This window comes from Campylobacter magnus (assembly GCF_028649595.1).
In the GTDB taxonomy this organism is placed as follows: Bacteria; Campylobacterota; Campylobacteria; order Campylobacterales; family Campylobacteraceae; genus Campylobacter; species Campylobacter magnus.
This window is the reverse complement of sequence record NZ_JAQSLK010000003.1, coordinates 17,842-43,205: the sequence shown is the minus strand read 5'-3', so window position 1 is coordinate 43,205 and position 25,364 is coordinate 17,842. Positions and strand designations below refer to the sequence as shown.

Genomic DNA, 25,364 nt, shown 5'->3' with positions numbered 1-25,364 from the left:
GCTAGGGAATTCTAGAATTCCTTGTTATTTTAGGCGATTTTTCATCTAGGAATTCTAGATTTGGCTAGGAATTCTAGAATTTTAGGACTAAAATTTCGTTTTTATTTGACGATATTTATATAAAACCAAAAAGGAGCAAAAATGATAAATCCAGTATCAAGTCCAGCTTACACTCCAGTAAGCTCTGCTAGCAAAGGTGCTGATGTAGCAATGAATCAGGCTGAGATGAGTACAGCTCAAATGGCTCTTGGCGCGCAAACTAATGTGATGAAAGCAGCTATGGAGATAGAGGGGCAAGCTGTGATGAATATACTTAATAACACACTTGATATAAGGGTGTGATGATGAATATATCAAGCTCTACGCCTAGTGTGTCTGCCCCACAACCTGCGCAAACTAACCTAGCTAGCACACCAGCTAAAAAGGCTCAAAGCACTCAAGGTGAGAACATTATAAATATACTAAAAAATGTTTTTGATGTAAAAGCCTAAGGGCTTAGGAATTCTAGAATTCCTTGTTATTTTAGGTGATTTTTATCTAGGTAGGAATTCTAGAATTTCAACTATTTTTATCTAGGAATTCTAGAATTCCTAGTTGTTTTATGTAATTTTTTATCTAGGAATTCTAGAATTTCAACTATTTTTATCTAGGAATTCTAGAATTCCTAGTTGTTTTATGTAATTTCTTATCTAGGAATTCTAGATTTAGCTTTTATTTTTTCACGCTTGCTGCTAGCTCGTTCATTTTTTGATACAGCTTGCTTTTTTCACTCTCGTCATTTGTGCCATACATGAGCTGAGTCATTAGCTGCATGAAATCAAAGGTCTTAAACATCTCTTCATCTTTTTTGGCTTGCGCTTCAAGCTTTTTGAAAGTTGTGGCTAGCTCATCGCTTTTATTCATGGCTTCTATGCCCTCAAGACTCTCTTTTGCTTCTTTGATAGCATCGCTGATTACGCCTGTGGTGTCAGCTTTTTCAGCCTTGTCAAGCAAGTCTTTAAAAGTATCTAGGCTTTTTTCAAAATTAACATTATTTTGCCCTGTGAAATAATCGCTAATACTGCCATATTTGCCATTTGAAACCCTAGCGATAACTGAGTCGTAAATGTTCATTTTCTCTCCTTTGCTTTAAGGATTACAAGCAAATTCTATTCTCTTTTTAAGTGCAAAATCTAGAATTCAATTCTAGATTTTATGGTATTTGCGTGGTAGTAAATGAGTAAGCAAAATTTTCTCTAAAATTATTCGCTTTCTCATCTAAAAGGCTTCTTACTTGACCTGAGATGATGATTGATTGAAGTCCTGTTTTATCGCTTTCTATTCTATTAGCGCAGTTTTTTATCGTATCTTTATCGCCTATGTAGGTAATAGAAATATTTGCTCTAAAAGTTGGGCTTGTGTCATTTGGATAATTTATCTCTATTTCATCCACGCAGGTAGCAGTAAAGTCATTTTGCTGGACTTTCATAATGGCATACTCAGCTGCTCCGTCAGCTAAAAGCTTGGCTTGTTCGTGAATAAAAAGATTAACGCTAGTCTTTGCGCTAGATGATGAAATAGCCATACTTAGCGCACCTATGCTAGCTACTAGCAAGATAAAAATAATCGCTAAAATGAGTGAAAATCCCTTTTTCATGTCGCCCCCTTATCTTACTATCCTGCTTTGGCAAGCCTCGGCTTTGCCATCATTTTCTACTAAGCAAAGTTTAAAAACAATTGTACTAGCGATGTTTGGATCACTTCCAAGCGCACTAAAGCGAAAGGTGCTAACACTAGGTGCTAGCAGGCTTTTTTTACAAGCGCCCTTGATATCGCAGGTGTCTAGATATAGATTGTTATCTTCTAAGTAGATTTTATCTATCTCTTTTGAGAGATAATACTTATGAATAAGCGCAGCCATGCTAGGACGGACGATAGTGCTATTGCTAGTGCTAGCTGGGCAGTTACGTACTAGTGTGAATTTGCCTTCTGTGAACCCTATGCTGCCCTGAGTACATTGATAGGCAAAAGACTTGTTGCCACTATAGTAGCGCCCAAAATGATCACTTTTATTTTCATACAGCAAACTGCTATCATTGCTAAAAAACAGCTCATAATTATCAAGATTTAAGCCAGTAAGATCAGTTTCTTTGCTAACAAACTTTACTTCATCTACAAGCTTTCCACTATCCCTTTTGGTAGTGGTTTCTAGTTCGCTTATAAAGCCGCTTGTCCTAGGGGCTGCCGCTCCGCCTTTTTTGGCTGAGATGAAATTTCGCTCTAGCTCGTAGGCTTTGCGAAAAAACACTAGCTTGCCGTTCTTTGCATCTATAGCTGAGAGTGGCTCATAGTTTTTTGCGCCAGTATCTGTGCTAGTCTCTATAGCTGTGGTTTGTGGTACTCTTTTTTCTAGCCTAGTTGCTATCATATCAGCAGCGTTATTTGCCACAGATTCTAGGCGGTGGATTTGCGCAGTTACAGCATAGTTGTCAAATAGCGAGCGAAGTATATCAGTGCCTACTCCAGCGATGATAGCAAGCACCACCATTACAAAGAGTAATTCTACTAAAGTAAATGCTTTTTTCATCGTGACTCTGTTCCTATATTAAAAGCAAAGCCATTTAACTTGATTTGATTAACACCTTCTATGATATCGCCTCCACCTTTTCCAGTAGCAGTTGCGCTTACTAGCATAGCATTTGTTGTTGGGTCAGTAGTAGTAGCTGTATCGCTAAAAGTGGCTGTGATTTTTATGCCATTTGTGCCAGTTGTTGTTTCAGCAATGTTAATAAACTTTACTTCTGCTGTGATATCAAAATCAAAGGCGTTTTTAGAGCCTTTACTTAGCTCTGCCTTTGCTCCATCTTTGCAGTTTATACCAGAATTGCACGAGCCCACCCCTGCCGCTTGTATAGCATTGCCGTCTTTGGCTCTTGCTAGAGTGCGGCTGAAGTATTTTTTTGTACCAGCAGCAAAGCGGGCATCACCACTTTGCGCATCTAAAATTCCGCTATACATCACAGCTCCGCTGCTGTCAGTAAAACCATCAGCAATAGCAGAATTCCACGGCTCAGAGAGTATATCATCGATGAAAATTCTACTAGAAGTAACGACCTCAGATACCACAGCTTGGACATTTGCCTTGCCTGTGCTAATAGCGATAAAAGGCAGAGCTGCTACAGCAACACCCACTACAACAATAGCTAAAAGTAGTTCAATAAGCGAAAAAGCCCCCTTCATCTCAAACCTAGCTTAAAAAGTTAGAAATTTTCTCAGCTTGAGAGTATTCTACATAGTCTTTTGGATCAAGGACGATTTGAGCCATTGTGTTGTTTTTTACATTACAAACGATAGGCGCGATGAAGTTTACACCGCTCTCGCCGATAGTTTTGCCTAGCATAACCATGTTATAGACTCTTAGATCACTTCTATCATTTATATCAAGTAGCACTTGATACGGAGTTGGTACATCAAAACTATAATCACTTCTTAGCACATAAGGATTGATTAGCGTAAAGCTTGTGTTTTTGTGCTCTGCGCCACTTTCTACGCTTTTCATTGTTACAAAGAACTTATCAAGTGGAGTGATTTCTACCTTTGTGATATCCTCAAAGCCTAGGATAGGACCTTTTACAGTGAATAAATTTTTGTTTACCAAAGTGCCGATTTTCTCAGTTTGGCTGTATTCTGGGTAGAACTTTGGATCAAGCACTACTTGGCTGATTGTATTGTTATTCATATTACAAACAAGTGGAGCTAGGAAGTTTACGCCACTTTCTTCGATAGTGCGAGATAACATAACCATGTTAAAAACTCTTAGTTGGCTATCATTGTTTATATCCATTAGCACTTGATATGGAGTTGGAAGCTCAAAGTCATAATCAGGACGGACTACATAAGGATCAATAATAGTGAAGCTCACAGGCTCTTTGTTAGCATCACGCTCTTTGCTAGTTAGTTTAAAAAAACCATTTTCAAGCTCGGTAATCTCTACACTACGAACATCCTCAAAGCCAAGAATAGGGCTTTTAACATTTAAAATCATTTTTTCTCCTTTGAAATATTTACGCTATTTTATCACAAATTTTTTTTAAATAGATGAAAAATTAAGCATTTTCTATGAAAATTCTTTTAGAATTTCTTTAAATTCATCCATTTTTGGCGTGGCGATTATCTTTTTTCTAAGCTCACCGCTTTTAAAAATCAAAAAAGCAGGCGGACCAAAAATAGAGTAGAATTCTAGAATTCCTTGTTTTTTTTCGCTCATATTGCTCAAATCTACTTTGATGATTTCAAAATTACTAAGCAATTTTTGTGCCATCTCATCTTTGCTAAGTTCTTTTTCAAACTCTATACAATTTACACACCAAGACGCCCAAAAGTCTACTATTACAGGTTTTGAGGCAGTTTTTATTTTTTCTTGAAGTTTGCTTAAATCATCTATGCTTAAATCTGCTTTTAGCTCAGTTGCAGCAGCATTTGAGCTAAATCTAGAATTCCCTACCCCAAAAGATAGAGCAAAAATCATAAAACAAGCAAGCCCAGCAGCTATAAAACTAAGATTTAAAGCTAAAAATGCTCTAGCAATAGCATTTGCTGGTGCCTTAAAATCAGCCAAAAACACCCCAGCAAAAACTCCCAAAAGTCCGTATAAAATCCACGCAAAATCACCTATAATGCGAGAAAGCAGCCAAATAGCAACCCCAAGCATAACAAAGCCAAAAATCTGCGTGATTTTCATCATCCAAGCCCCAGGTCTAGGCATACTAGCAAAACCAGCACCAATAGCAAGTAGCGGTGCTCCCATACCAAGCCCAAGCGCAAAAAGCGCAAATCCACCAAGCAAAATATCCCCAGAACCTGCTATATAAAGCAAAGCCCCAGCCAAAGGTGCTGCTACGCAAGGACTTAGGATAAGGGCTGAAATAGCCCCCATGAAAATCACTCCAAAATGCCCTGAAAATGCGCCAGCTTTGGCGTTTAAGAAGTTATTAAATCTAACAAAAATGGCTGAGTGTGAGCTAAAAATAAGAACTGCTAAAAGCACAAAAATAATAGTGCCAAAAATAATAAAAATAGGCTGCTGCAAGTAAGCTGCAAGCCCAGCACCCAAAGTAGCTGCAAGCACGCCAAGCACAGCATTTGCTACGCTCATTGCTAGCACATATTCTAGGCTTGCTAGCAGTTTTGCGCCCCTGCTTGCGCCACTACTTGCTTTTGCTACGATGATGCCACTTAGCACAGGCACCATAGGTAGCACGCACGGAGTAAGGCTAAGTAAAATTCCATAGCCAAAAAAGCTAGCTAGTATCCAAAAAAACGAGCTTTTGCTAAGTTCGTTTGCGATTTGTTCATCACTACTGAGGCTGGTTTTGCTAGGTTGGTTTGGAGCATTTACTATATTTAGCTTAGTTTCAAGCACCTTTGGTGGGAGCAGAGAGAGCCTAAACTCACTTCTCATCGGCGCATAGCAAAATCCAGTATGCGAACAGCCCTGAAATGCGACTATTACATTGCTCTTTTTATCATCAAAGCCTTTTAATATCCCCATGGGGATAAAAATATTAAAGCTTTCATTAAGTTCGTTATTTGCTGGCTTTGGTAGCTCCAAAAGTGCGCTTATATCGTTATTTTCTACTGATACTTTTAGTTTATCAGCATAAAGATACACACTTTTATCAAAGTTTATGCCAAGCTCAAAGCCACCGCCTACGCTCTTAGCACTAAATTTAAAGGCACTATCTTTGTCTAGTTCAGCGCTAAAAGCAAAACTGAACCAAAAACTAATAAAAATTGTAAAAATTCGTAACATTTTTTTAACACTTTTTTGAAAAATTCGTAAATTTAAATACATTTTTAGCAAAACTTTGTAAATATTAGCTAAAATTTCTAAATTTTTCGCAAAGGAGCAAAAATGTCTGAGGAAATCAAAAAAGACAAAGAAAGCAAATATGTTACCATCAAGGTAAAAAAGAAAAAGCTTAAATATGAAAAAGAGCTTGTAAAACTTCAAATTGAGCTACTTAAACTTCAAAGCTATGTAAAAGAAAAAGGCCTAAAGGTGCTAATCCTCACAGAAGGCCGCGATGCAGCTGGTAAGGGTGGCACGATCAAACGCATCACCGAGCACTTAAATCCTCGTGGGTGTCGCGTGGTAGCGCTTGAAAAACCAAGCGATGTAGAGCGCACACAATGGTATTTTCAACGCTACATAAAACACCTGCCTAGCGCAGGCGAAATCGTGATCTTTGATCGTAGTTGGTATAACCGTGGTGGCGTTGAGCCTGTGATGGGCTTTTGTACCAACGAAGAGCACAATATGTTTTTGCGCCAAGTGCCAAAACTAGAAGAAATGCTAGTAAACTCTGGCATAATTTTGTTTAAGTTCTACTTCTCAGTTAGCAAAGAAGAGCAAAAAGCTCGTTTTGATAGCCGCAAGGACGACCCACTAAAACAATACAAACTCTCGCCAGTCGATCAACAAAGCCAAATTCTTTGGGAGCAATACACCCTAGCAAAATACTCAATGCTACTAGCATCAAATACTGATTTTGCACCGTGGACTATTATTGTTAGCAATGATAAGAAAAAAGCTAGATTAAATACAATAAAATCGATTCTAGCTCGCATTGACTATCCTAAAAAGATCAGTAAAAAAGAGCTAGAAGTTGATGAAAAGCTTGTAAAAACAGGCTCACAAGAAATCGCTATCATGGCAAAAACACTTCGCAATGAAGGCCTTAAAAAAATAGAAGATAAGAAAAAATAAGTCTTTCTAAGCTATTTTTAAAAACTTTAGGGAATTCTAGATATAAATCTAGAATTCCATATCGGCAGATTGAGCTGATATAATTTGAGAGATAAAAATTAAAATATTGAAAATTTATATTTAAACATTTTTTCTATTCAAAAAGAATTTTTTTAATGTTATCTTTTATTTTATTGTTTTTCGCATATTCATTTAACGCTTGATTATTTTGTAAAGAGCCAAAAACATTACGAATTTCTGTGGCAATTTTTGTTAGATTTTTTTGTGAAATATATTCCAAATTTGTTTTGCCATCAATTTGCCTATCTAAAAGAAAATACTCAGGTTTATAGCCACTATTTTTATATTCTTGTAAAAAAGAGCTTAAAGTTTTTTGTTTTTCATTTGTAAAATTGCCAGTAAAAATTTCTTTAACAAACCTATTAGCACCATCGGCGTATTCACTTTGATAAGAAGCTGTATTATTCCTGCTTATGAAAAGGTTTATACAAGTCGCTTTATCATCTCCCCAATCCGAACAAGCCTCTTTTGCATCGTTAAAACATTGTTCGCTATCAGGTATATCACAAGGATTACCCTCGGCAAGTCTTAAAAATTCTAAATACTGATTAGTCGTTTGGCTTAATTCTTCTCCACATACAACATTAAAGGCTAATGCTGAGCCAAGTAAACTACTTACTAATATTTTTTTCATTTTTTTTCCTTTTTTTATTTAAATTTAATATTTTATTCTATCATTTTTTTTAAAAATTTGTCAATAGTTTTCTTTTAAAAAAATTATCCAGTTAAGAACAGCCAAAATCAATTACAAGCTTTGATTTATTATTAAACTTTTCATTATTTTAAATAATTAACTTATCTAGAATTCCCTAGGGAATTCTAGATTTATAAAGAATTATAAGGCTATTTTCTAGCTACGCCGCTTTTTCTAGCAGCATCAGCTACTGCACCGCTAACTTTTTCAAGTAGGCGTGGATCAAACGGACTTGGTATCACATACTCTTTGCCAAACTCTATTTTGCGGCCGTGAATGCTCTCTAACGCAGCTTTAATATCGCTTGGCATAGCATCCCTTGCAAGCTCAGCTAGAGCGTTTGCTGCTGCCATTTTCATCTCTTCGTTTATTGCTTTTGCGCTTACACTTAGTGCGCCTTTAAAAATATATGGAAAGCCAAGAACATTATTTATTTGATTTGGCTCATCACTTCTGCCTGTTGCGATGATCGCATCTGGGCGAGCTTTGCGTGCTAGGGCTGGAGCGATTTCTGGATTTGGATTGCTCATTACAAAGATTAGTGGATTTTCACTCATGCCTGCTATATCATCTTCGCTTATGATATCAGCTCTGCTTAGTCCTAGTAGTACATCAGCGCCTTTTAGAGCGTCTTTATAGCTATCTACGCTTCTACCTTGCTCAGCTAGTTTTGCTTTATCCACAGCAAAGGCTCTTTTATACTCATCAAGCCCACTTCTATCAGTAGTAAGTGCGCCTTTGCTATCAAACATTACTATATCTTTTACTCCAAGGGCTCTTGCCATAGTAGCGCAGCTTATAGCTGCTCCGCCTGCGCCACATACTACCACGCGAAGGTCGCTAATATTTTTATTTACGATTTTTGCGCCGTTTATAATGCCAGCTGTGCAAATGATAGCTGTGCCGTGCTGATCGTCGTGCATGATAGGAATGTCAAGGATTTTCTTAAGCTCTGTTTCTATATAAAAGCACTCTGGGGCTTTAATATCCTCAAGGTTAATACCGCCAAAGGTAGGGGCTAGTGCGCGCACGATATCAACTAGTTTTTTAGGGTCTTTCTCATCAAGCTCTATATCAAAAGCATCAATGCCAGCAAAGCGTTTAAACAACACACTTTTACCTTCCATTACAGGCTTGCTAGCAAGCGCGCCAAGGTCGCCTAAGCCCAAAATCGCAGTTCCGTTGCTGATAACGCCTACTAAATTTGAGCGGTTTGTTAGCTCATAGCCTTTATTAGCATCTTTTTCTATCTCTAAGCAAGGGTAAGCCACGCCTGGTGAGTAAGCAAGGCTTAAATCATCTTGGCTTGCTACACTTGTTTTTACATTTATCTCTATTTTACCGCCTTGGTGGTAATCTAAGGCTGCTTTTTTTAGCTCTTCTTTTGTCATTTTTACTCCTTTAATCTAAAAATTTAGCAATTTTAGCGCAAGTTTTTTAAAAAATAAATTAATTTAAAAATTTAAGCAAATTTTAATAAATTATGTTTCTTTTTGTAACAAAAAAGGCGCAGTTCTTAGAAAAACTCTAAAAACTGCGCCTTATGTCCCTAAAGCTAGGGAATTCTAGAATTCTAGAATTTTAGATTTAGAATTATAGTTTGCTAGCGTTGTCGCTTAGGTAGTCAGCCACGCCCTCAGTTGTAGCTTTCATACCTTTATCGCCTTTGTGCCAACCAGCAGGGCAAACTTCGCCATGCTCGTTTGTAAATAGCATAGTATCAACCATACGAACCATTTCATCAATGTTTCTACCTAGTGGTAGGTCGTTGATTACTGCGTGGCGAACTGTGCCATCAGCATCGATTAGGAATGATCCACGAAGTGCTACTGCATTGTCAAATAGAACATCAAATGCTCTTGCCCAGTCTCTTTTTACATCAGCAACAAGTGGGAATTGAACTCTGCCGATACCGCCAGCTTTAGGCTCAGTCTCTCTCCACGCAAAATGGCAGTACTCATTGTCGCCACTTACGCCAATTACGCTAATGCCACGCTCAGCGAAGTCTTTAAAGCGGTTATCAAATGCGATAATCTCGCTTGGACATACGAAAGTAAAGTCTTTTGGATAGAAAAATACTACCGCACCTTTTGGTCCGATGTTGCTGTATAGGTCAAAGTTTTCCTCAATTTGACCATTGCCTAGAACTGCTACGCCACTTACGCGTGGTGCTTTGTTTGTTACGATCATTGTTTTTCTCCTTGAAATATTTGCGATAATTTTTATCGTCTGCGAAATTGTATTGAAATAAGAATAAATTTTATGTAAACGAAAATTTAAAAACATTTTTTTGCCAAATTTGCTAGAAATTACTTATTTTTTTGTATAATAGCGTGATTTTAAAAAAGAAAGGCAATGTAATGTTTGGCAATTTATTAAGCAAAATTCGCCGTCCACAAGCCAAGCAGGGCGAGGCGCCAAGCCACTGGATAAAGTGCCCTTCGTGTAATTCTCTTATGTATAATAAAGAAGTAGAAGCTTGTTTTAATGTCTGCCCAAAATGCTCTTATCATATGAGAATTTCAGCTCTTGCTCGCATTGAACTACTTAGTGATGATGGGAGTTTTGCTGAGTTTGATAGTGAACTTAGACCAAATGACCCTTTGCATTTTGTGGATAAAAAAAGCTATAAAAAACGCATAGAAGAAGGTCAGAGTAAAACAGGTCGCGCAAGCTCGGTTATAGCTGGCGAGTGTAATATAGACGGACTTGGCGTCCAGCTTGTAGTGTTTGATTTTAGTTTTATGGGTGGCTCGCTAGGCTCAGTAGAGGGTGAGAAAATAACTCGCGCAGTCCATAGAGCTATTGCTAAAAGAGAACCGCTTATAATAGTAAGTGCTTCAGGTGGCGCTAGAATGCAAGAAAGCTGCTTTTCGCTACTTCAAATGAGTAAAACAAGTGCTGCTTTGCAGCTTTTAGCTCAGGCAAAGCTGCCTTATATCAGTGTTTTAACAGATCCTACCATGGGTGGGGTTTCTGCTAGCTTTGCGTGGCTAGGAGATCTTATCATCGCCGAGCCTGGCGCACTAATTGGCTTTGCAGGGCAAAGAGTAATAGAACAAACCATAAAAGCACAATTACCTGAGGGCTTTCAAAGAGCAGAGTTTTTACTAGAACACGGCTTAATAGATGCTATCGTGCCAAGAGCCGAGCAAAAAAGCTACATCGCTGATGTGCTAAGATTTTTAATGAAATAATGAAACAAATCGCTGTGTATTCATGTTTTAAAGGCGAGGATTATGACCTTAGTGCTTTTATTAAAGCTAGCTTAAAATGGGCAAAAATCAGTGATATAAATAAATTTAGCCCAAATATTGCCAAAGCGCAAAGCTCTGGGGATATAATGCTAGCTAAAAAAAGCTATGAAAGTGCGTATGAGACGCATTTGGACGGATTTTGTATAGCCCTAGATGAAAGGGGTAAAGCTATGGATAGCTTAGAGTTTGCTAAGCTCATTGAGCCGCATAATAAAATTAACTTTTTTATCGGTGGGGCTTATGGTTTTAGCGATGAGTTTAGAGGCAAAATGCACACCCTACTCTCACTCTCAAAGCTTACTATGGCGCATAAAATCGCAAAACTCGTGCTATTTGAGCAGATTTTTAGAGCTCTTAGCATTAGCGCAAATCATCCATATCACAAGGGAGAATAAATGTCAAAACGATATATTTTGTATTCAATAGCTTATATAGCTTTGGTGGCTGCTATTGCTTTTTATTTTAGCTCACAGAACTTTACTATTCAAACTTTTGGCTACGAGCTTACACTGCCAGTTGCTGCGTGGTGTGTGCTGCCAGTTGCTATTTTTGCGCTGCTTAGCGTGCTACACATGATGTTTTATGGCTTTAAGCATTATCTAGACAGCAGGGCTTTAAAAAGCGATATGGAGAGCTTTGAGAGCTTTGCAAAAGAGAGTTTTTTAGGCTTAGAGAGCAATAAAGAGTTTAAAACGCCTTTGTATACAAGTGCGGTCTCGGTTTTGCGAGCTTTAAATCCGCTAAATTCTTTTGGTTCGCCTAGTTTTAAAAACGAAGGTTTGCAAGCTGCCTATGAAACATTTACTAAGGTGCGAAATGGCGAAGTTGTAGATCTAAAAAGCTTTCGTTTACCAAAAACAAATGCGCTTTTTATCCAAAATGAAATAAACAAGGCAAAAACTGATGTCAAACATGCTATTTCACTGCTTAGCTCAAAAGATGAGCTGCCAAGTGCCCTACTAGATGCTGCTAAGAAAAATGCTGTGGCAAATGCTGATTATAATCTACTTAGCAAAACTAGAGTAAAGTTTGATTTTAACGATATTTGCGTGCTTTTAGAGCGTCTTGGGCAAAAGCAGATTGAAATAGCTGGCGATGAGCTTTTAAGCCTGCTAAAAACCGAGGGGCTAAGTAGCGAAAATTACCTAAGATTTGCTAAAATCTTAAAGAAAAGAATCAGCCCTGATATGCTAATAAATATCTTTAAAAAATTGCGCTTAGAGGTGCCTATTGCTAGTGAGGCTTGTTTTTATCTGCTTTATGATTTACAGATGATTGATGAGCTAAGAGAGCTTTTAAATGCTTGCGAGGGCGAGAGATTTGAGCGTATTGAGGTGCTTTTATTTTTGCGTGACCATGGAAAAATGGAAAAAGCTGATTTGATTTATAATCTATAATTTTATCCTAGGAATTCTAGATTTAGAAATTTTAAATTCAATATAGAATTCCTAAGTGAGATTCCCTAGGAATTCTAAAATTCCTAAAACTAGAATTCCTATTTTTGTTTCGCAACCGCATTTTCTTGGTGCTACTTTTTTTGCTTTGCATCTGCTGGTTGCTAAGTTTTTGGGGGTTGGGGGGATTTTTTATATTAGGGAATTTAGAATTCCCTAAATAAAATTTAGAATTCCCAAATAAAATTCTAGAATTCCTAAGCGAAATTCTAGTTAAAATCTTCTTATTTGAAATTCAATAAATCCTCTTCTTTGCTAGCATTATCATCGCTTCTTTTGTTTGTGATATAAATAGGCTCACTTAGCCAGCGCAAGACTTGTGGTTGTTCATAAAGCGCTTGGCATTTTTCATCATTTTTAAAATCGCTCATAGCGATACTTATCTTAGCATCTTTGCTAGTATCTAACTCAATCTCAAAGCAAACAGACCACCAAGGCAGCGCATTTAGCGGCACGCCAGCTGTCGTCCAAAAAGCCTCTTTTTTGTTTGGCAAGAAAGATACCGAAGTGATATAGTGATTTTTAACATTTTGTAAGATAACTTGTAACTCAGCAATCGCCGACATGCTTAGTATTTCTTTTTTACCACCCTCAAAGAACTTAGCACCAAAATGCGCCACAAGCAAGGCTGTAATGATACCGATGATCGCATCACCCAAGGCGAGATTTTTCTTTGGCTTTGCGATATAGACTTTGCCCTCTTGATCGTTGATATTTCCGTGATTTTTATTCATTAAGTATCCTTAATTTCTGGATTACCAAAAAGCCTATTCATTTCATTTTCATTTTTTCTATTTATCTCTGCTTGCGTTGGCTCACTTTTTATCGCTGGTGCGATGTTTGGCATCATATCCATAGGTGGAGCTAAGCTCTCATCGCTAGAAAAATCCTCTTGCGCAGGTTCATTTTGATATTGCTGCTTTGGTGGTTGTTCTAGCTTAGTTATAGAGTTTATGATATCACTAACTAGATTTTGCTTTTTTTCTACCTTAAACTTCTTTGCCCCAAAGGCGATTTGCGCAAGTTCTCTTAGCACGCCTGAGTGTGTGCGAAGCGCAGCTGCATCATCAGCAATAGCACTAGAGATAAGCGTGATATTTTCTCCATCAAAGCCGCCAAACTCAATAAAATTATCAAAAATCTTGCCTAAATCATAGCTTCTATCATAAAGCAATTTAATAAAATGCTCGTATTTTTGAGTATCTTGGCTGCTTTGCGGCTGTGATTGCATGGCTGGCTGTGTAGTGGCAGAAAACTGCGCTAGCTCAGGACTTGGTGATACTAGCGCAGGCTGTACCTGCTGCTGTGGCTGGCTAGGAATTCTAGCTGCGCTTATAGGCTGAGTGTTGTTAGGAATTCTAGATTGCGCAGGGCTTTGCTGTGGCTCAAGGCTTGATAAGAGTGGCGCAGACTGTATCGGCTGTTGGCTAGGAATTCTATATTGTGCTGCTGGCGCACAGAAGTTAGCAGCACCGATATCAAAAGCATTTCGCATAGAAAATAACGCTATATAAAGCACAAAAGCAGGGTCCGCGCCGCTGCCAAGCATATTTTTTGCCTCGCTTAAAATCTTGAAAAATCTCTCAAAAATCAGCAAAGAAAACTCATGTCTAGGCTCTAAAAATCGCTCTTTTAAACTTGCGATAAGCTCGTTTATAATCATCTCGGCATCGCTGTCTTCTAGACTTTTAATTAGCGCGCAAAGCTCTTCGCGGCTGCCTTTTTGAGCGGTGCTTAAAATCTCATCAATACGCCTAGGATCAAGCAATCCAAGCATATCAGTAACGCCGTGCGTGCTAATAGTCCCACCGCAAAAAATAATTGCTTGATCAAGCAAGGTTAGCGTATCTCTAAGCGAGCCAGAACCGCTACGAGCGATGATTTTTAGGGCATCGCTCTCAAAGCTGATTTGCTCTTTTATCAAAATATCTTCAAGGTGCTTTACAATTAGCTCATGGCTTATAGCCTTAAAGCGAAAGTGCTGTGTTCGTGAGAGTATCGTAGCTGGCAGCTTTAATGGATCAGTCGTAGCCAAAATAAACTTTATATAAGCAGGTGGCTCTTCAAGAGTCTTTAAAAAGGCGTTTGAGGCTTCTTTTGTAAGCATGTGAGCCTCATCAATGATAAAGATTTTAAACCGCCCAGAAACTGGCGCGTAGCGAGTTTGTTCTATTAGATCACGGATATCTTCGATTTTACGGTGGCTAGCAGCGTCCATTTCTATGATATCCATGTGTCTGCCCTCATTTGCGCTAATGCAGCTAGCACAGCTCTCGCAAGCATGAGAGCCTACTCCACGCTCGCAAAGCAAGTCTTTTGCAAAAATGCGAGCCGAGCTTGTCTTTCCACTGCCTCTAAGCCCTGAGAAAAGATAAGCGTGGCCTAGCCTACCGCTATCTAGGGCGTGGATGAGATTTTCTTTTATCGCCTCTTGACCTATTAATTCATAAAAGCTTTTTGGGCGGTATTTTAGTGCTAGTGCTTGCATTTTTTTCCTTAAATAAAGTTCTAAAGGCTCAGCTTGCGGACGCTTTTAGAATTCTAGAATTCCACAAGCATAAAATTCACAAAACGGCTCCAAGATTGCGAGACGATTTTTAGCTTTTTTGGCGCAGGGCTAGAGGCGCGTCTGCGGTAGCAGCTGCGAAAATTTTGCGTCTGGTTTTCAAGCCGAATATCGGCGCAGAAAAACGCTGCAAAAGTTTTCGCAGAGCGGCTGGGCTGCTGGGGCCAAAAAGGCTAAAAAGCATCCGCAAGCTGAGCCGTTAAACAAATGAGCCCTTAAACAAAACTACTTATTTATAATATTTAAAAACTCTTCGTTATTTTTAGTCTTACTCATTTTTGGATATAAAAACTTTAACGCTTCTATATCATCCATACTTGCTATTGCGTTGCGAATAGCCCAAATGCGAGCTAGATTTTCTGGACTTATTAAAAGCTCATCTTTTCTAGTGCCTGATTTTAGAATATTTAGGGCTGGATAGATGCGGCGGTCGCTAATAGAGCGGTCTAGCACCATTTCGCTATTTCCTGTGCCTTTAAACTCTTCAAAGATCACATCATCCATGCGAGAGCCAGTATCAATGAGAGCAGTCGCCACGATTGTTAGCGAGCCACCATCTTCGATATTTCTAGCAGCACCAAAAAAGCGCTTTGGCTTATGAAGTGCGTTTGCATCCACGCCACCACTTAGCACTTTGCCGCTACTTGGCGTGGCTGTGTTATAGGCTCTTGCTAGGCGAGTTATGCTATCAAGCAAGATTACTACATCTTTGCCGACCTCTACCATGCGTTTTGCTTTTTCTATTACAAGCTCGGCTACTCGCACATGATTTAGTGCTGGCATATCAAAAGTAGAGCTAAAAACCTCTCCGTGCACGCTGCGCTGCATATCAGTAACTTCTTCAGGGCGCTCGTCTATTAGTAGCACAATCAGTTCAGTTTCAGGATGATTTCTAGTAATTCCTTGGGCAAGTTCTTTCATAAGCTCAGTTTTACCAGTACGTGGTGGAGCTACTATTAGGGCTCTTTGACCTTTGCCAATAGGCGTAAAAAGATCAAGCACACGGCCCGTTAAGCGCAGTGGATCGTATTCAAGTCTCAGCTGCTCGGTTGGGAAAATCGGCGTTAAGTTATCAAATAATGGTCTTTGTTTGGCTTCATTTATGCTTTTATAGTTTATCGCTTCTATTTTAAGCAGGGCGTAGTATTTCTCGCCCTCTTTTGGCTCTCTAACTTGGCCGGTGATAATATCTCCCACGCGAAGGGCAAATTTTTTAATCTGGCTTAGGCTTACATAGGTGTCGTTTTGACTATCACCAAAGTTACCCTCCATAGCCCGCAAAAAGCCAAAACCATCAGGGACAATATCTAGAATTCCTGTAAATAAAATATATCCGCCTTGCTTGGTTTGGGCTTTTAGCACCTCAAAGATTAACTCGCTGCGGCGAAATTCTTGCGGATTTTCTATATTCATACTCTCTGCGATTTTAATCAGCTTTTCAAGCTCCATTTCACGCAGCTGTTCTATGGTGTATCCATCTACTGGGGTGTGAGTTTGGGCGTGTTGCTTTTTGCCCCTTGTGGTCGTTGTTTGCTCAGGTTTTTGTTGTTCGGTAGAGTTTTGCATTGATTACCTTTTTAAAATTGTAGAAAGACGCCAGTTCTAAGGCGTATTTTTAGAATAATTTTGAGTGGTGAAATTATAGCCAAAAAAACTTAAAGATTATTAAAATTAAGCTTAGCTTAAAAAAGCCTTGGGAATTCTAGATTTAAGAATTCTAGAATTCCTTAGGGAATTCTCTTTAGGAATTCTAAAATTCCTAGGCTTTTGGGGGTTAGGGGGTATTTTTTATCTTAGGGAATTCTCTTTGGGAATTTTAGATTAGGAATTTTAGAATTCCTAGGCTGTTTGCTAGGAATTCTAGATTTTGCCTTAGGAATTCTAGATTTTTGCTTGCTTTAGTGGGGCAAGCCCCTAGCCCCGCAAATTTTACAAGGGCTACGCCCTAAACCCTTAGGGGCTGCCGCCCCTAAAGCTCCGCTAAAATCTAAAATTCTATTGCTTTATCTGCGTTTTTGGGATATTTTTAGTCTTAGGAATTCTAGATTTAAGAATTCTAGATAAAAGATACCCCCTAACCCCCAGAAAAACTAGAATTCCCTAGAATTCTCTAAATATATTTTAAAATAAACAAATTTTAGAATAGGCGTAGTGTGGCTAAATTAAAAAACAGCGATTCTAGTATCGTGGTGCTAGTGTGCTAAAAGCCTGCGGTGCACATGGCATGGGTAGAACATAAAGTTCACCGAGCCGTGCGCATTTCCGCAGGATTTTGGTGCAATAGTGCTGCGAGACGAATCGCTACAATCGCTACATAAAAAGATTATTTACACTCTCATCATGATAAACCCTACGTATCACCTCAGCAAACAGCGGCGCTACGCTAATTACCTTTATATGCTCGTTTTGCTCTTTTAGCGGGATTGTATCAGTTACTACTAGCTCGTCAATCGCTCCTGCTGCGATGCGCTCGTATGCTGGGCCACTTAGCACCGGATGAGTACAAAAGGCAGTTACGCTAGTCGCCCCTCGTTCTTTAAAGGCAGCCGCAGCCTTGATCAAAGTGCCAGCAGTATCTACCATATCATCGATTAAAATCACATCTTTGCCATTTACATCGCCGATTACATTCATAACTTCGCTTTCATTTGCTTTTTCACGGCGTTTGTCAATGATAGCAAGGTCTAGATTTAGCTGCTTTGCTAGGCTTCTAGCACGAGCTACGCCACCTACATCAGGGCTTGCTACGATAGGATTTGAGAGATGCTTGTTTTTTAGGTAGTTTATGAAGGTAATAGTGCCATAAAGATTGTCCACTGGAATATCAAAAAAACCTTGAATCTGCCCAGCGTGAAGATCCATAGTAACTACTCTATCAATGCCAGCAGTTTCAATCATATTTGCTACAAGCTTGGCAGTAATTGGCACTCTTGGTGCTGCTTTGCGGTCTTGCCTTGCGTAGCCAAAGTATGGGATAACAGCCGTCACCGTGCTAGCAGAGCTTCTTTTTAGAGCGTCTGTTAGGATGAGTAGCTCCATGAGATTTGTATCAGTTGGCGCACAGGTTGGCTGGATGATAAAAACATCCTTGCCACGCACGCTCTCGCCGATTTGGATGCTGATTTCACCATCGCTAAAGCGTTTTATACTAGCCTCGCTTAGTGGAATTCCTAGATATTTTGCTATTTGGCGAGAAAGTTCTTGATTTGCCGTGCCAGAAAATACTTTGTAACCACGCATTGTTTACCTTTTTTGTAAGAATTTTTGTCGGTATTTTAGCAAAAATTGCTAGAAATTTACTTAAATTCTAAGCTATTTTTTGCTAAAATCGCCTGAAAATTTTTAGGAAATAAAATGAAAGACTTAATCTCTACCAAAGATCTCTTAAAAGACGATTTTAAGGCACTTATAGCGCAAGCAAAGCACTTTAAAGAACTAAATGCAAGTGAAGCTAGGCACGAGGATAAATTAGCTGGAAAAAGCGTGATTCAAGCGTTTTTTGAAAACTCTACTAGAACTCGCATGAGCTTTGAGCTCTCAGCCAAGCGTCTAGGCTGCGATAGCACGAGCCTAAGCCCTGCTATCTCAAGTGCAGCAAAGGGTGAGAGCCTGCTTGATACTATAAAAAACTTAGAGGCTATGCAAAATGACTTTTTTGTGATCCGCCATCAAAAAAGCGGTGCTGCAAAGTTTGTAGCGCAGCGCTCAAAAGCCCATGTAATAAACGCAGGCGATGGCTGTAACGAGCATCCTACGCAAGCTTTACTTGATATTTTTACTATGAGCGAGCATTTTGGCGCAGGTGACGCTATAGCTGGCTTTGAGAGCATTAGTGGCAAAAAAATCAGCATTATAGGTGATATTTTTCACTCCCGTGTGGCTAGATCAAATATTTATGCGCTGCAGACTTTGGGTGCCCAGATTACGCTATTTGGGCCGCCGCAGTGCCTGAGATACGCAGAGGTCTTTGGCTCTAAAAGAGCTAAAAATATAAAAGAAGCACTAAATGACGCAGATGCTGTAATAATGCTAAGAATACAGCTTGAGCGTAGCGAGGATGAAGTGCCGCTGCCAAATGAATATGCTAAATACTTTGGGCTAAATGCTAGCAATATAGAGTTTTTGCCGCCACATGCGCTAGTGCTTCATCCAGGGCCGGTTAATCGTGGCGTGGAGATGAGTAGTGAGGTGATGGACTCTCGCTCACTCGTGCTAGAACAAACGCAAAATGGCGTGGCTATGAGAATGGCTGTATTTTCTATGCTAGCGCAGAGCTAGGTTTTTAGGAATTCTAGAATTCCCAGTGCTAAATCTAGAATTCCCTGCGTCATTGCGAGGGAGCAAAGCAGAGGGAGCAATCTAGGAATTCTAGATTTCTGGGGGTTAGGGGGTTTCTTTTAAGTAAAATTTAGAATTCCTAAAATAAATTTAGAATTCCTAGAGATTGCTTCGCTTCACCCCTCAATGACGAGAATTCTAAAATTCCTAAATAAAATCACAAATATTTCTCCACAATTTCACAAAGTTTTTCAAGCACGAGTTCTGCGTCCTTTACGCTCATTTTTTGTTGGCAAGGCAAGCTTAGTTCTTTTGCGTAGAAAAGCTCAGCATTTGGCAGTGAAATATCTCCATACTTTTGCCTATAAAAATCAAAGCTATAAGTAGGCTTGTAGTGAACCTGAACGCCGATATTTTGGCTGTGAAGTTCTGAGAAAATCTGCGCTTTATTTTTGGCTAGATTATCACACAAAAGCACGATATACAAATGCCTAGAGCTTGTTATGCCACTAGGAATTTTCACATTTTTTGCCCACTTACAGCTAGCAAAAAACTCATCATAAACGCTAGCAATTTCACCCCGAATTTTCACAAACTCATCAAGGCGAGCAAGCTGCGAAAGCCCTAAGGCACAAGCCACATCGCTAAGTCGGTAGTTAAAGCCAAGCATGCTCATATCGCTATCCCAAAGCTCTGTTTTGCTTATACCGTGAGAACGCAAAAGTTTACATTTTTTAGCTATTTCATCGTCGTTAGTTAGCACTGCGCCACCCTCGATTGTAGTAATAGGCTTAATAGCATGAAAGCTCATAATAGTAGCGTCTGCGCCATTTTTATTATCTGCTAAAAGAGCCGAACCGATTTTTCTGCCATCAGCAAAACTGCTGCCAAGTGCGTGGCTAGCATCATCTACGACCTTTATGCCCTTTGCATGGGCTAGCTCGCAGATAGCCTCCATATCCACAGGATTTCCGCCAAGATCTACTGGGGCGATGATTTTCGTGCGTGGGCCAATACGCTCTTTGATGCTCTTAACATCGATATTTCCACTCTCCAAGCTCACATCCGCCCAGCGCACATCAGCCCCACACATAAGGGCTGCATTTGCCGTAGCCGCAAAGGTTATAGGTGTGGTTAGCAGCTCGTCCCCTGCGCCAAGCCCTAAGGCAAGATAGGCGCAATGAAGCGCAGATGTCGCTGAGTTCATCACTACTGCGTGTTTTGCGCCGCTGTAGGCACAAAGTGCGTTTTCAAAGTCGCTTACATAATGCCCACCGGTGATTACATCGCCTTTTAAGGCTGTGATTACAGCAGCGATGTCGCTGTCATTTATATCCTGACGGCTGTAAGGTAAAAAACTCATAATTTTCCTTTTTTATATTTGTTTTTATAGGCTGGCTCAGCTTGCGCATTTATTGCGACAAAATCACAGCTTGACAGCCCATCGCCTTTTAAAATTTTTCGCACCGTTTTTCTGCGCTATTGCTTGAAAAATCGGCACGAAAAATTTTAAATCACTGCCGTGAACGGCTCTCCACGGCTAGTCTGCGCTGTGCTTTTGCCACACTAAACGCGCAATCTTGGAGCCTTGTTTTTATTGCCGCTGTCGCGAATCTAGAATTCCTAGGAATTTTAGAATTCCCTGTGAAATTTGGAATTCTCTAGCGAATTTTAGAATTCCCAGGGAATTTTAGAATTCCCTACAAATTTTTTAGCTAAACGGCAATTCTAGTATCGTGCGTCTAATGTGGCGAAAGTGAGCGAGTGCGAGCGTAAATAGAACATAAGGTTCATTGAGCGAAGCACGAGCGAACTTTCGTCGCAGTAGGCGTGCGAGACGAATTGCCACAAAACTTAGCGCAAAATTCGCGGCAAGGTAATCCCCTCTTGCCCCTGATATTTTCCCTTTTTATCCGCATAACTCGTCTGGCAAAGCTCGTCGCCTTCTAAAAATAAAACCTGCGCAATGCCCTCGTTTGCGTAGATTTTAGCAGGCAGTGGCGTAGTGTTTGAAATCTCAATCGTTATATGCCCCTCAAATCCAGGCTCAAAAGGCGTTACATTTACGATTATTCCGCATCTTGCGTAGGTGCTTTTGCCAAGGCAGATTGCTAACGCGTTCTTTGGCATGCGAAAATACTCCACCGTGCGAGCTAGCGCAAATGAGTTTGGTGGCACGATACAAATGTCGCCTTTAAAGTTTACTACATTTTTTTCATCAAAATTTTTTGGATCAACCACGGTGCCACCGATATTTGTAAATATCATAAACTCATCAGCTACGCGTATATCATAGCCATAGCTTGAAAGCCCATAGCTTACCACGCCACGACCTACATTTTGCTCGCAAAAAGGCTCAATCATTTTGTTTTTCAAGCTTTGCTCTTTTATCCATTTATCGCTTTTTAGTCCCATTATTTTGTCCTTAAATCAAAATTTTGCGAAATTATAGCAAATTTGTGATACAATGCTAACTTCACTTTCAAAGGAGTTTGTATGACACATGAAGAAATCAAAGATTTAATAAGCTTTTTGGATGAAAAAGCAAGCATAAATCGCCTAAAAATCAAAGACAAAGACTTCGAACTTGAAATCAAAAAAGAAGACGCAGCTTGCGCAAATGCTGTCATAAGTGCGCCAGCACCAGCCTGCACTCCAACACCATCAGTAAATGTAGTGCTAAGCGAAAAACCAGCCACAAACAAAACCGCAGCCGGAGATACTATAAACTCGCCTATGGTAGGAACTTTTTATAAAGCCCCAAGCCCAGGTGCAAGTCCTTTTGTAAGCGTGGGTCAAAGCGTACGAAAAGGCGAGTGTGTGGGTATCATAGAAGCTATGAAAATCATGAACGAAATAGAAGCAGAGTTTGACTGTCGTATCGTAAAAGTACTTGTCGATGATGGTCAGCCGGTAGAATATGGCATGGCGATCTACGAAGTAGAGAAACTATAAAAAGGAATTCCAAAAGTTTAATTTTGGAAATAATAAGGCATTTTATGAAAGAAATCAAAAGAATACTAATAGCAAATCGTGGAGAAATCGCACTTCGCGCACTTCGCACAATCCAAGAAATGGGCAAAGAAGCAGTAGTAGTTCACAGCACTGCTGATAGTGATGCGCTATATCTTCGCTACGCAGACGCAAGTATTTGTATAGGCGAGGCTAGAAGCAGCGATAGCTATCTAAACATACCAGCTATCATAACAGCAGCTGAGATAGCAGGCGTGGATGCGATTTTCCCAGGATATGGCTTTTTAAGTGAAAACCAAAACTTCGTTGAAATCTGCGCAAAACATAATATAAAATTCATAGGCCCAAGCCCTGAAAATATGGCTTTGATGAGCGATAAAAGCAAGGCAAAGCAAATCATGATGAGAGCTGGAATTCCGGTAGTGCCTGGTAGCGATGGCGAAGTGCCAGATGCTGAGCATGCTAAAAAGCTAGCTAGTGAAATTGGCTACCCAGTCATCATAAAAGCAGCTGCTGGCGGCGGTGGCCGTGGAATGCGTGTAGTAGAGAGCGAGGCTGATATAGAAAAGCTATTTTGGTCAGCACAAAGTGAGGCTATGAGTGCCTTTGGCGATGGGACAATGTATATGGAAAAATACATCGTAAATCCACGCCACATAGAAGTCCAAGTCCTAGGCGACGAGCACGGAAATGTCGTTCATATAGGCGAAAGAGACTGCTCTATGCAGCGCCGCCACCAAAAGCTAATAGAAGAAAGCCCAGCAATAGCCTTAGATGATGCAACTAGAAAAGAGCTGCTTGAAACTGGCGTTAGAGCTGCAAAGGCCATTGGCTACTGCGGGGCGGGGACTTTTGAGTTTTTATACGATAGCAGGGATAAGAAGTTTTATTTCATTGAGATGAACACTCGCCTTCAAGTAGAGCATACAGTTAGCGAAATGCGCTCAGGGCTTGATCTAGTTGAGTGGATGATAAGGATCGCGCAGGGTGAAAAGCTAATGAGCCAAGATGAAATTAGCTTTAACGGCCACGCAATAGAGTGCCGCATAACAGCAGAAGATCCAAAGAGCTTTACTCCAAATCCTGGCAAAATCACTAAATACACAGCTCCAGGTGGAATCGGCGTGCGTATGGATAGCCATGTTTATAGCGGATATAGCGTGCCGCCATTTTATGATAGCATGATAGGCAAGCTAATAGTACACGCAAAAGATAGAAATCACGCTATTAAAAAAATGGAGGTAGCACTTTCTCAGTTAATCGTAGGTGGGATAAAAACTACCAGAGATTTTCATCTAAATATGATGAAAAATCCTGATTTTATAAACAACCACTTTGATACAAACTACCTAGCTAAGCATTAGGAATTCTAGAATTCCTAATCTTTTAGCAAAGGTGTAATTTTAAAGCACTAGGAATTCTAGAATTCCCTAGTACTTTTTTATTTTTAGGATTTATTTTGCAAGAGATATTTAAAAGCGGTGAGTATTATATAGGCTCACCTGAGCTGGTTTTGGACTATGAAGGCTTAGAGGCTTTGGGCAGTTTTGGTGGAATTTGCGAGATTGCTGGGCAAAAATGCGCTAGTTTTGAGTGTAATTCTAGTAGCGCAAGTGATAGCTCTGGCTTTGTTTACAGCATTGAAAACACGCTTTTAGCGCTACTGCCAGCTGCGCTTGTAAACGAAGAAATCTTAAAGCAAAAAATCCTTACCATAAAAAATAATGTCTTATATAATAAATTCTCAGGATTTAAGCTTGCTAGAGTGCTTAAATTTGATAGTGATTTTAGCGTGGAGTTTGGGGAGAATGTGCTAAGAATCGCTGAGCTTGATTTTAAAATTTAAAGGAAAAAAATGGAAGTAGTTTATCCAGTTTTACTTATAATCCACCTATTTTGTGCGATTATATTTTTAGGTTATATATTCTGTGATGTCGTGCTTTTGGGGCTTGTGCGCAAACACCTGGGCGATGCTTGGGCGGATAAGACTTGGAGCGTAGTTAGCCCAAGGGCTAGTAGAATCATGCCTATTTGCTTGCTTGTGCTTGTTATCACTGGCTTTGGTATGATTACAAAATATATTAAGTTTAGCCAAGGTTATGAAGCCTTTTTTGGCTCAAATCTACAAACTCTGCTTACAATCAAGATGATTTTAGCCCTTAGCATTTTTCTAGCGGCGTTTAGTTCTATTTTTTGCTTTTATGTGCTTAAAAAACGCACCTTTATAAGCAAATATGTCCACGAAATAGCCTTTGTTTTAGGCATTTTTGTAGTGCTTTTAGCCAAACTTGCGTTTATTTTATAGCTTGCTGGCTAGCAAATTTGTTATAATCTCAAAAAAGAATTTGACAATGAACGCAAATATAGCCAGTTTTATCATTTACATAATTCATAAAATCGCTAGGCTTGAAAAAATAAGTCCTGCGCAAGTTTATAAAGCCTTGGATAAAAGTGGCTGTATTGATGAATATTTAGTGCCTTTTTATGATGAGTTACACTCTATGGATGCTAGTGTGGTAGCTAGCGATGCTTTGCTTTGGCTAGAAAAACGTGGAGCAAAAATATGACCTTATATCACGGCTCAGACATCATTGTAAAAGAGCCAAAACTGGGCTTTTCTAATAGAAATTTGGACTTTGGCAAAGGCTTTTACACCACTAGCTTAAAAGAACAAGCTCTGCGCTGGGCTAAGCGCAAGGCTGTTTTAAACGCTAAAAGTACTGCCTTTGTTAGTGTTTTTCAGGCTGATTTTAGCTCAAATGATTTTAGAGTGCTAGATTTTTCAAGCGACTTAGAAAGCTGGATTGATTTTGTCTGCGAGTGTAGAAGTGGCTCTCAAATATACGAGAACTTCGATATCATCATCGGTAAAGTGGCTGATGATAAGGTCTTTAAAGTAGTTGATATGTACAAAGACAAAATTTGGGACAAAAACAGAGCCTTAAAAGAAATAAAAGTCTATGAAACATACGATCAAATCGCCTTTGTATCACAAAAAGCACTAGATTTTTGTTTGAAGTTTGATGAGAGTTTTGAGGTGGCATTATGAGCGAAGTAGAATTTGAGAATTTTTACAAAGAAAGACTTGAAGAAAAAATCATTTTCAGCCTTGTCAAACGAAAAAATATTGATTTTAAAACAGCGATGAGTGCGTATTATACTAGCTTTTTATCTAGGCTAATAGAACAAGGCAGCTACGGCATTCAATACCTAGACTCAGAGCTACTTACTGACGAGCTAGAAAAAGAGCTTACAAAAGATTTTTGACTTTTTTGTGGCGCACTATAAGGAATTCCCACGCATTTTAGGCGCTAGCAAAATTGAAATAAAAGCG

Annotated in this window: 29 protein-coding genes and 1 pseudogene; 14 read left to right on the top strand and 16 right to left on the bottom strand. The window is 39.5% G+C overall.

Going from position 1 to position 25,364, the window contains the following annotated elements; translation table 11 throughout:
- The first annotated feature begins 141 nt into the window (after nucleotides 1–141).
- Both PTQ34_RS04730 and PTQ34_RS04725 read left to right on the top strand, forming a co-directional pair.
- A complete protein-coding gene (locus tag PTQ34_RS04730) occupies nucleotides 142–342 on the top strand; it encodes a hypothetical protein (RefSeq protein WP_273932370.1) in 201 nt (66 codons plus the stop codon).
- Nucleotides 343–344: 2 nt separating this feature from the next.
- Nucleotides 345–491 carry a hypothetical protein gene (locus tag PTQ34_RS04725; protein ID WP_273932369.1) on the top strand — a complete coding sequence of 49 codons (147 nt, stop codon included), beginning with the start codon at nucleotides 345–347 and terminating at the stop codon, nucleotides 489–491.
- A gap of 220 nt (nucleotides 492–711) precedes the next feature.
- Here PTQ34_RS04725 and PTQ34_RS04720 read toward each other — a convergent pair whose 3' ends face one another.
- The 7 genes and pseudogenes from PTQ34_RS04720 to dsbD all read right to left on the bottom strand — a co-directional run bounded on the left by PTQ34_RS04720 (nucleotide 712) and on the right by dsbD (nucleotide 5,791).
- Nucleotides 712–1,113: a hypothetical protein gene (locus tag PTQ34_RS04720; RefSeq protein WP_273932367.1), complete on the bottom strand. Its 402-nt coding sequence runs from the start codon at nucleotides 1,111–1,113 to the stop codon at nucleotides 712–714.
- A gap of 79 nt (nucleotides 1,114–1,192) precedes the next feature.
- Nucleotides 1,193–1,636, bottom strand: a complete 444-nt coding sequence (locus PTQ34_RS04715; RefSeq protein ID WP_273932366.1) for a hypothetical protein — start codon at nucleotides 1,634–1,636, stop codon at nucleotides 1,193–1,195.
- A 9-nt stretch (nucleotides 1,637–1,645) separates the two neighbouring features.
- Entirely contained in the window at nucleotides 1,646–2,566 is a 921-nt protein-coding gene (locus PTQ34_RS04710) for a pilus assembly FimT family protein (protein WP_273932365.1), read from the bottom strand.
- Nucleotides 2,563–3,219 carry a prepilin-type N-terminal cleavage/methylation domain-containing protein gene (locus PTQ34_RS04705; RefSeq protein WP_273932364.1) on the bottom strand — a complete coding sequence of 219 codons (657 nt, stop codon included), beginning with the start codon at nucleotides 3,217–3,219 and terminating at the stop codon, nucleotides 2,563–2,565. Before PTQ34_RS04705 ends, PTQ34_RS04710 begins: the two co-directional genes overlap by 4 nt.
- Before the next feature lie 7 nt (nucleotides 3,220–3,226).
- Nucleotides 3,227–3,637, bottom strand: coding sequence for a flagellar assembly protein FliW (fliW, locus tag PTQ34_RS04700; RefSeq protein WP_273932534.1), 411 nt, complete (start codon nucleotides 3,635–3,637; stop codon nucleotides 3,227–3,229).
- Nucleotides 3,638–4,024, bottom strand: a pseudogene (gene fliW / locus PTQ34_RS04695) (flagellar assembly protein FliW); the annotation flags it as partial.
- 72 nt (nucleotides 4,025–4,096) lie between these two features.
- Nucleotides 4,097–5,791 carry a protein-disulfide reductase DsbD gene (gene dsbD, locus PTQ34_RS04690; RefSeq protein WP_273932362.1) on the bottom strand — a complete coding sequence of 565 codons (1,695 nt, stop codon included), beginning with the start codon at nucleotides 5,789–5,791 and terminating at the stop codon, nucleotides 4,097–4,099.
- A gap of 102 nt (nucleotides 5,792–5,893) precedes the next feature.
- Here dsbD and ppk2 point away from each other — a divergent pair, with 102 nt between their 5' ends.
- Nucleotides 5,894–6,748: a polyphosphate kinase 2 gene (gene ppk2 / locus PTQ34_RS04685; protein ID WP_273930202.1), complete on the top strand. Its 855-nt coding sequence runs from the start codon at nucleotides 5,894–5,896 to the stop codon at nucleotides 6,746–6,748.
- 133 nt (nucleotides 6,749–6,881) lie between these two features.
- Here the strand turns inward: ppk2 and PTQ34_RS04680 are convergent, their stop codons facing one another.
- From PTQ34_RS04680 to PTQ34_RS04670, 3 genes are all read right to left on the bottom strand, one after another.
- Nucleotides 6,882–7,442 carry a hypothetical protein gene (locus PTQ34_RS04680; protein WP_273932361.1) on the bottom strand — a complete coding sequence of 187 codons (561 nt, stop codon included), beginning with the start codon at nucleotides 7,440–7,442 and terminating at the stop codon, nucleotides 6,882–6,884.
- Between the two features lie 209 nt (nucleotides 7,443–7,651).
- On the bottom strand, nucleotides 7,652–8,893 hold the full coding sequence (locus tag PTQ34_RS04675) for a malic enzyme-like NAD(P)-binding protein (RefSeq protein ID WP_273932360.1): 1,242 nt from the start codon (nucleotides 8,891–8,893) through the stop codon (nucleotides 7,652–7,654).
- A 202-nt stretch (nucleotides 8,894–9,095) separates the two neighbouring features.
- Entirely contained in the window at nucleotides 9,096–9,692 is a 597-nt protein-coding gene (locus PTQ34_RS04670) for a peroxiredoxin (RefSeq protein WP_273930204.1), read from the bottom strand.
- 170 nt (nucleotides 9,693–9,862) lie between these two features.
- Between PTQ34_RS04670 and accD the strand changes: the two genes are divergently transcribed.
- The 3 genes from accD to PTQ34_RS04655 are packed head-to-tail and all read left to right on the top strand — an operon-like array spanning nucleotide 9,863 to nucleotide 12,156.
- Nucleotides 9,863–10,699 carry an acetyl-CoA carboxylase, carboxyltransferase subunit beta gene (gene accD, locus PTQ34_RS04665; RefSeq protein WP_273930205.1) on the top strand — a complete coding sequence of 279 codons (837 nt, stop codon included), beginning with the start codon at nucleotides 9,863–9,865 and terminating at the stop codon, nucleotides 10,697–10,699.
- Nucleotides 10,699–11,154, top strand: coding sequence for a 23S rRNA (pseudouridine(1915)-N(3))-methyltransferase RlmH (locus PTQ34_RS04660; RefSeq protein WP_273932359.1), 456 nt, complete (start codon nucleotides 10,699–10,701; stop codon nucleotides 11,152–11,154). Before accD ends, PTQ34_RS04660 begins: the two co-directional genes overlap by 1 nt.
- Nucleotides 11,155–12,156, top strand: a complete 1,002-nt coding sequence (locus PTQ34_RS04655; protein WP_273932358.1) for a hypothetical protein — start codon at nucleotides 11,155–11,157, stop codon at nucleotides 12,154–12,156. It abuts the gene before it with no gap.
- 281 nt (nucleotides 12,157–12,437) lie between these two features.
- Here the strand turns inward: PTQ34_RS04655 and PTQ34_RS04650 are convergent, their stop codons facing one another.
- From PTQ34_RS04650 to PTQ34_RS04635, 4 genes are all read right to left on the bottom strand, one after another.
- The gene (locus PTQ34_RS04650; RefSeq protein WP_273932357.1) at nucleotides 12,438–12,947 is read right to left on the bottom strand and encodes a hypothetical protein; all 510 of its coding nucleotides are present in this window, start codon (nucleotides 12,945–12,947) and stop codon (nucleotides 12,438–12,440) included.
- On the bottom strand, nucleotides 12,947–14,701 hold the full coding sequence (locus PTQ34_RS04645) for a DNA polymerase III subunit gamma/tau (RefSeq protein WP_273932356.1): 1,755 nt from the start codon (nucleotides 14,699–14,701) through the stop codon (nucleotides 12,947–12,949). The genes PTQ34_RS04650 and PTQ34_RS04645 overlap by 1 nt, the downstream gene beginning before the upstream one ends.
- Before the next feature lie 303 nt (nucleotides 14,702–15,004).
- On the bottom strand, nucleotides 15,005–16,345 hold the full coding sequence (rho, locus tag PTQ34_RS04640) for a transcription termination factor Rho (RefSeq protein ID WP_273930215.1): 1,341 nt from the start codon (nucleotides 16,343–16,345) through the stop codon (nucleotides 15,005–15,007).
- Between the two features lie 744 nt (nucleotides 16,346–17,089).
- Nucleotides 17,090–18,019 (bottom strand): ribose-phosphate pyrophosphokinase, encoded by a 930-nt coding sequence (locus tag PTQ34_RS04635; protein ID WP_273930216.1) that lies wholly within the window; start codon nucleotides 18,017–18,019, stop codon nucleotides 17,090–17,092.
- A 114-nt stretch (nucleotides 18,020–18,133) separates the two neighbouring features.
- Here PTQ34_RS04635 and PTQ34_RS04630 point away from each other — a divergent pair, with 114 nt between their 5' ends.
- A complete protein-coding gene (locus PTQ34_RS04630; RefSeq protein WP_273932355.1) occupies nucleotides 18,134–19,057 on the top strand; it encodes an aspartate carbamoyltransferase catalytic subunit in 924 nt (307 codons plus the stop codon).
- Between the two features lie 217 nt (nucleotides 19,058–19,274).
- On the opposite strand, the gene pseC is transcribed toward PTQ34_RS04630, so the two are convergent.
- Nucleotides 19,275–20,420 carry a UDP-4-amino-4,6-dideoxy-N-acetyl-beta-L-altrosamine transaminase gene (pseC, locus tag PTQ34_RS04625; RefSeq protein WP_273932352.1) on the bottom strand — a complete coding sequence of 382 codons (1,146 nt, stop codon included), beginning with the start codon at nucleotides 20,418–20,420 and terminating at the stop codon, nucleotides 19,275–19,277.
- Nucleotides 20,421–20,911: 491 nt separating this feature from the next.
- Complete coding sequence (gene dcd, locus PTQ34_RS04620) at nucleotides 20,912–21,472, bottom strand: dCTP deaminase (protein ID WP_273932351.1); 561 nt, start codon at nucleotides 21,470–21,472, stop codon at nucleotides 20,912–20,914.
- Nucleotides 21,473–21,553: 81 nt separating this feature from the next.
- On the opposite strand from dcd, the gene accB reads away from it, so the two are divergent.
- From accB to PTQ34_RS04585, 7 genes are all read left to right on the top strand, one after another.
- Entirely contained in the window at nucleotides 21,554–22,012 is a 459-nt protein-coding gene (gene accB / locus PTQ34_RS04615; protein ID WP_273932350.1) for an acetyl-CoA carboxylase biotin carboxyl carrier protein, read from the top strand.
- Between the two features lie 44 nt (nucleotides 22,013–22,056).
- Nucleotides 22,057–23,394 (top strand): acetyl-CoA carboxylase biotin carboxylase subunit, encoded by a 1,338-nt coding sequence (locus PTQ34_RS04610; protein ID WP_273932349.1) that lies wholly within the window; start codon nucleotides 22,057–22,059, stop codon nucleotides 23,392–23,394.
- A 95-nt stretch (nucleotides 23,395–23,489) separates the two neighbouring features.
- Entirely contained in the window at nucleotides 23,490–23,876 is a 387-nt protein-coding gene (locus PTQ34_RS04605; RefSeq protein ID WP_273932347.1) for a hypothetical protein, read from the top strand.
- Nucleotides 23,877–23,885: 9 nt separating this feature from the next.
- A complete protein-coding gene (locus PTQ34_RS04600; protein WP_273932346.1) occupies nucleotides 23,886–24,335 on the top strand; it encodes a copper resistance protein CopD in 450 nt (149 codons plus the stop codon).
- Nucleotides 24,336–24,381: 46 nt separating this feature from the next.
- Nucleotides 24,382–24,597, top strand: coding sequence for a DUF3791 domain-containing protein (locus tag PTQ34_RS04595; RefSeq protein ID WP_273930224.1), 216 nt, complete (start codon nucleotides 24,382–24,384; stop codon nucleotides 24,595–24,597).
- Complete coding sequence (locus tag PTQ34_RS04590) at nucleotides 24,567–25,079, top strand: DUF3990 domain-containing protein (RefSeq protein WP_273930225.1); 513 nt, start codon at nucleotides 24,567–24,569, stop codon at nucleotides 25,077–25,079. Before PTQ34_RS04595 ends, PTQ34_RS04590 begins: the two co-directional genes overlap by 31 nt.
- The gene (locus tag PTQ34_RS04585) at nucleotides 25,076–25,297 is read left to right on the top strand and encodes a hypothetical protein (protein ID WP_273930226.1); all 222 of its coding nucleotides are present in this window, start codon (nucleotides 25,076–25,078) and stop codon (nucleotides 25,295–25,297) included. The genes PTQ34_RS04590 and PTQ34_RS04585 overlap by 4 nt, the downstream gene beginning before the upstream one ends.
- Nucleotides 25,298–25,364: the final 67 nt, after the last annotated feature.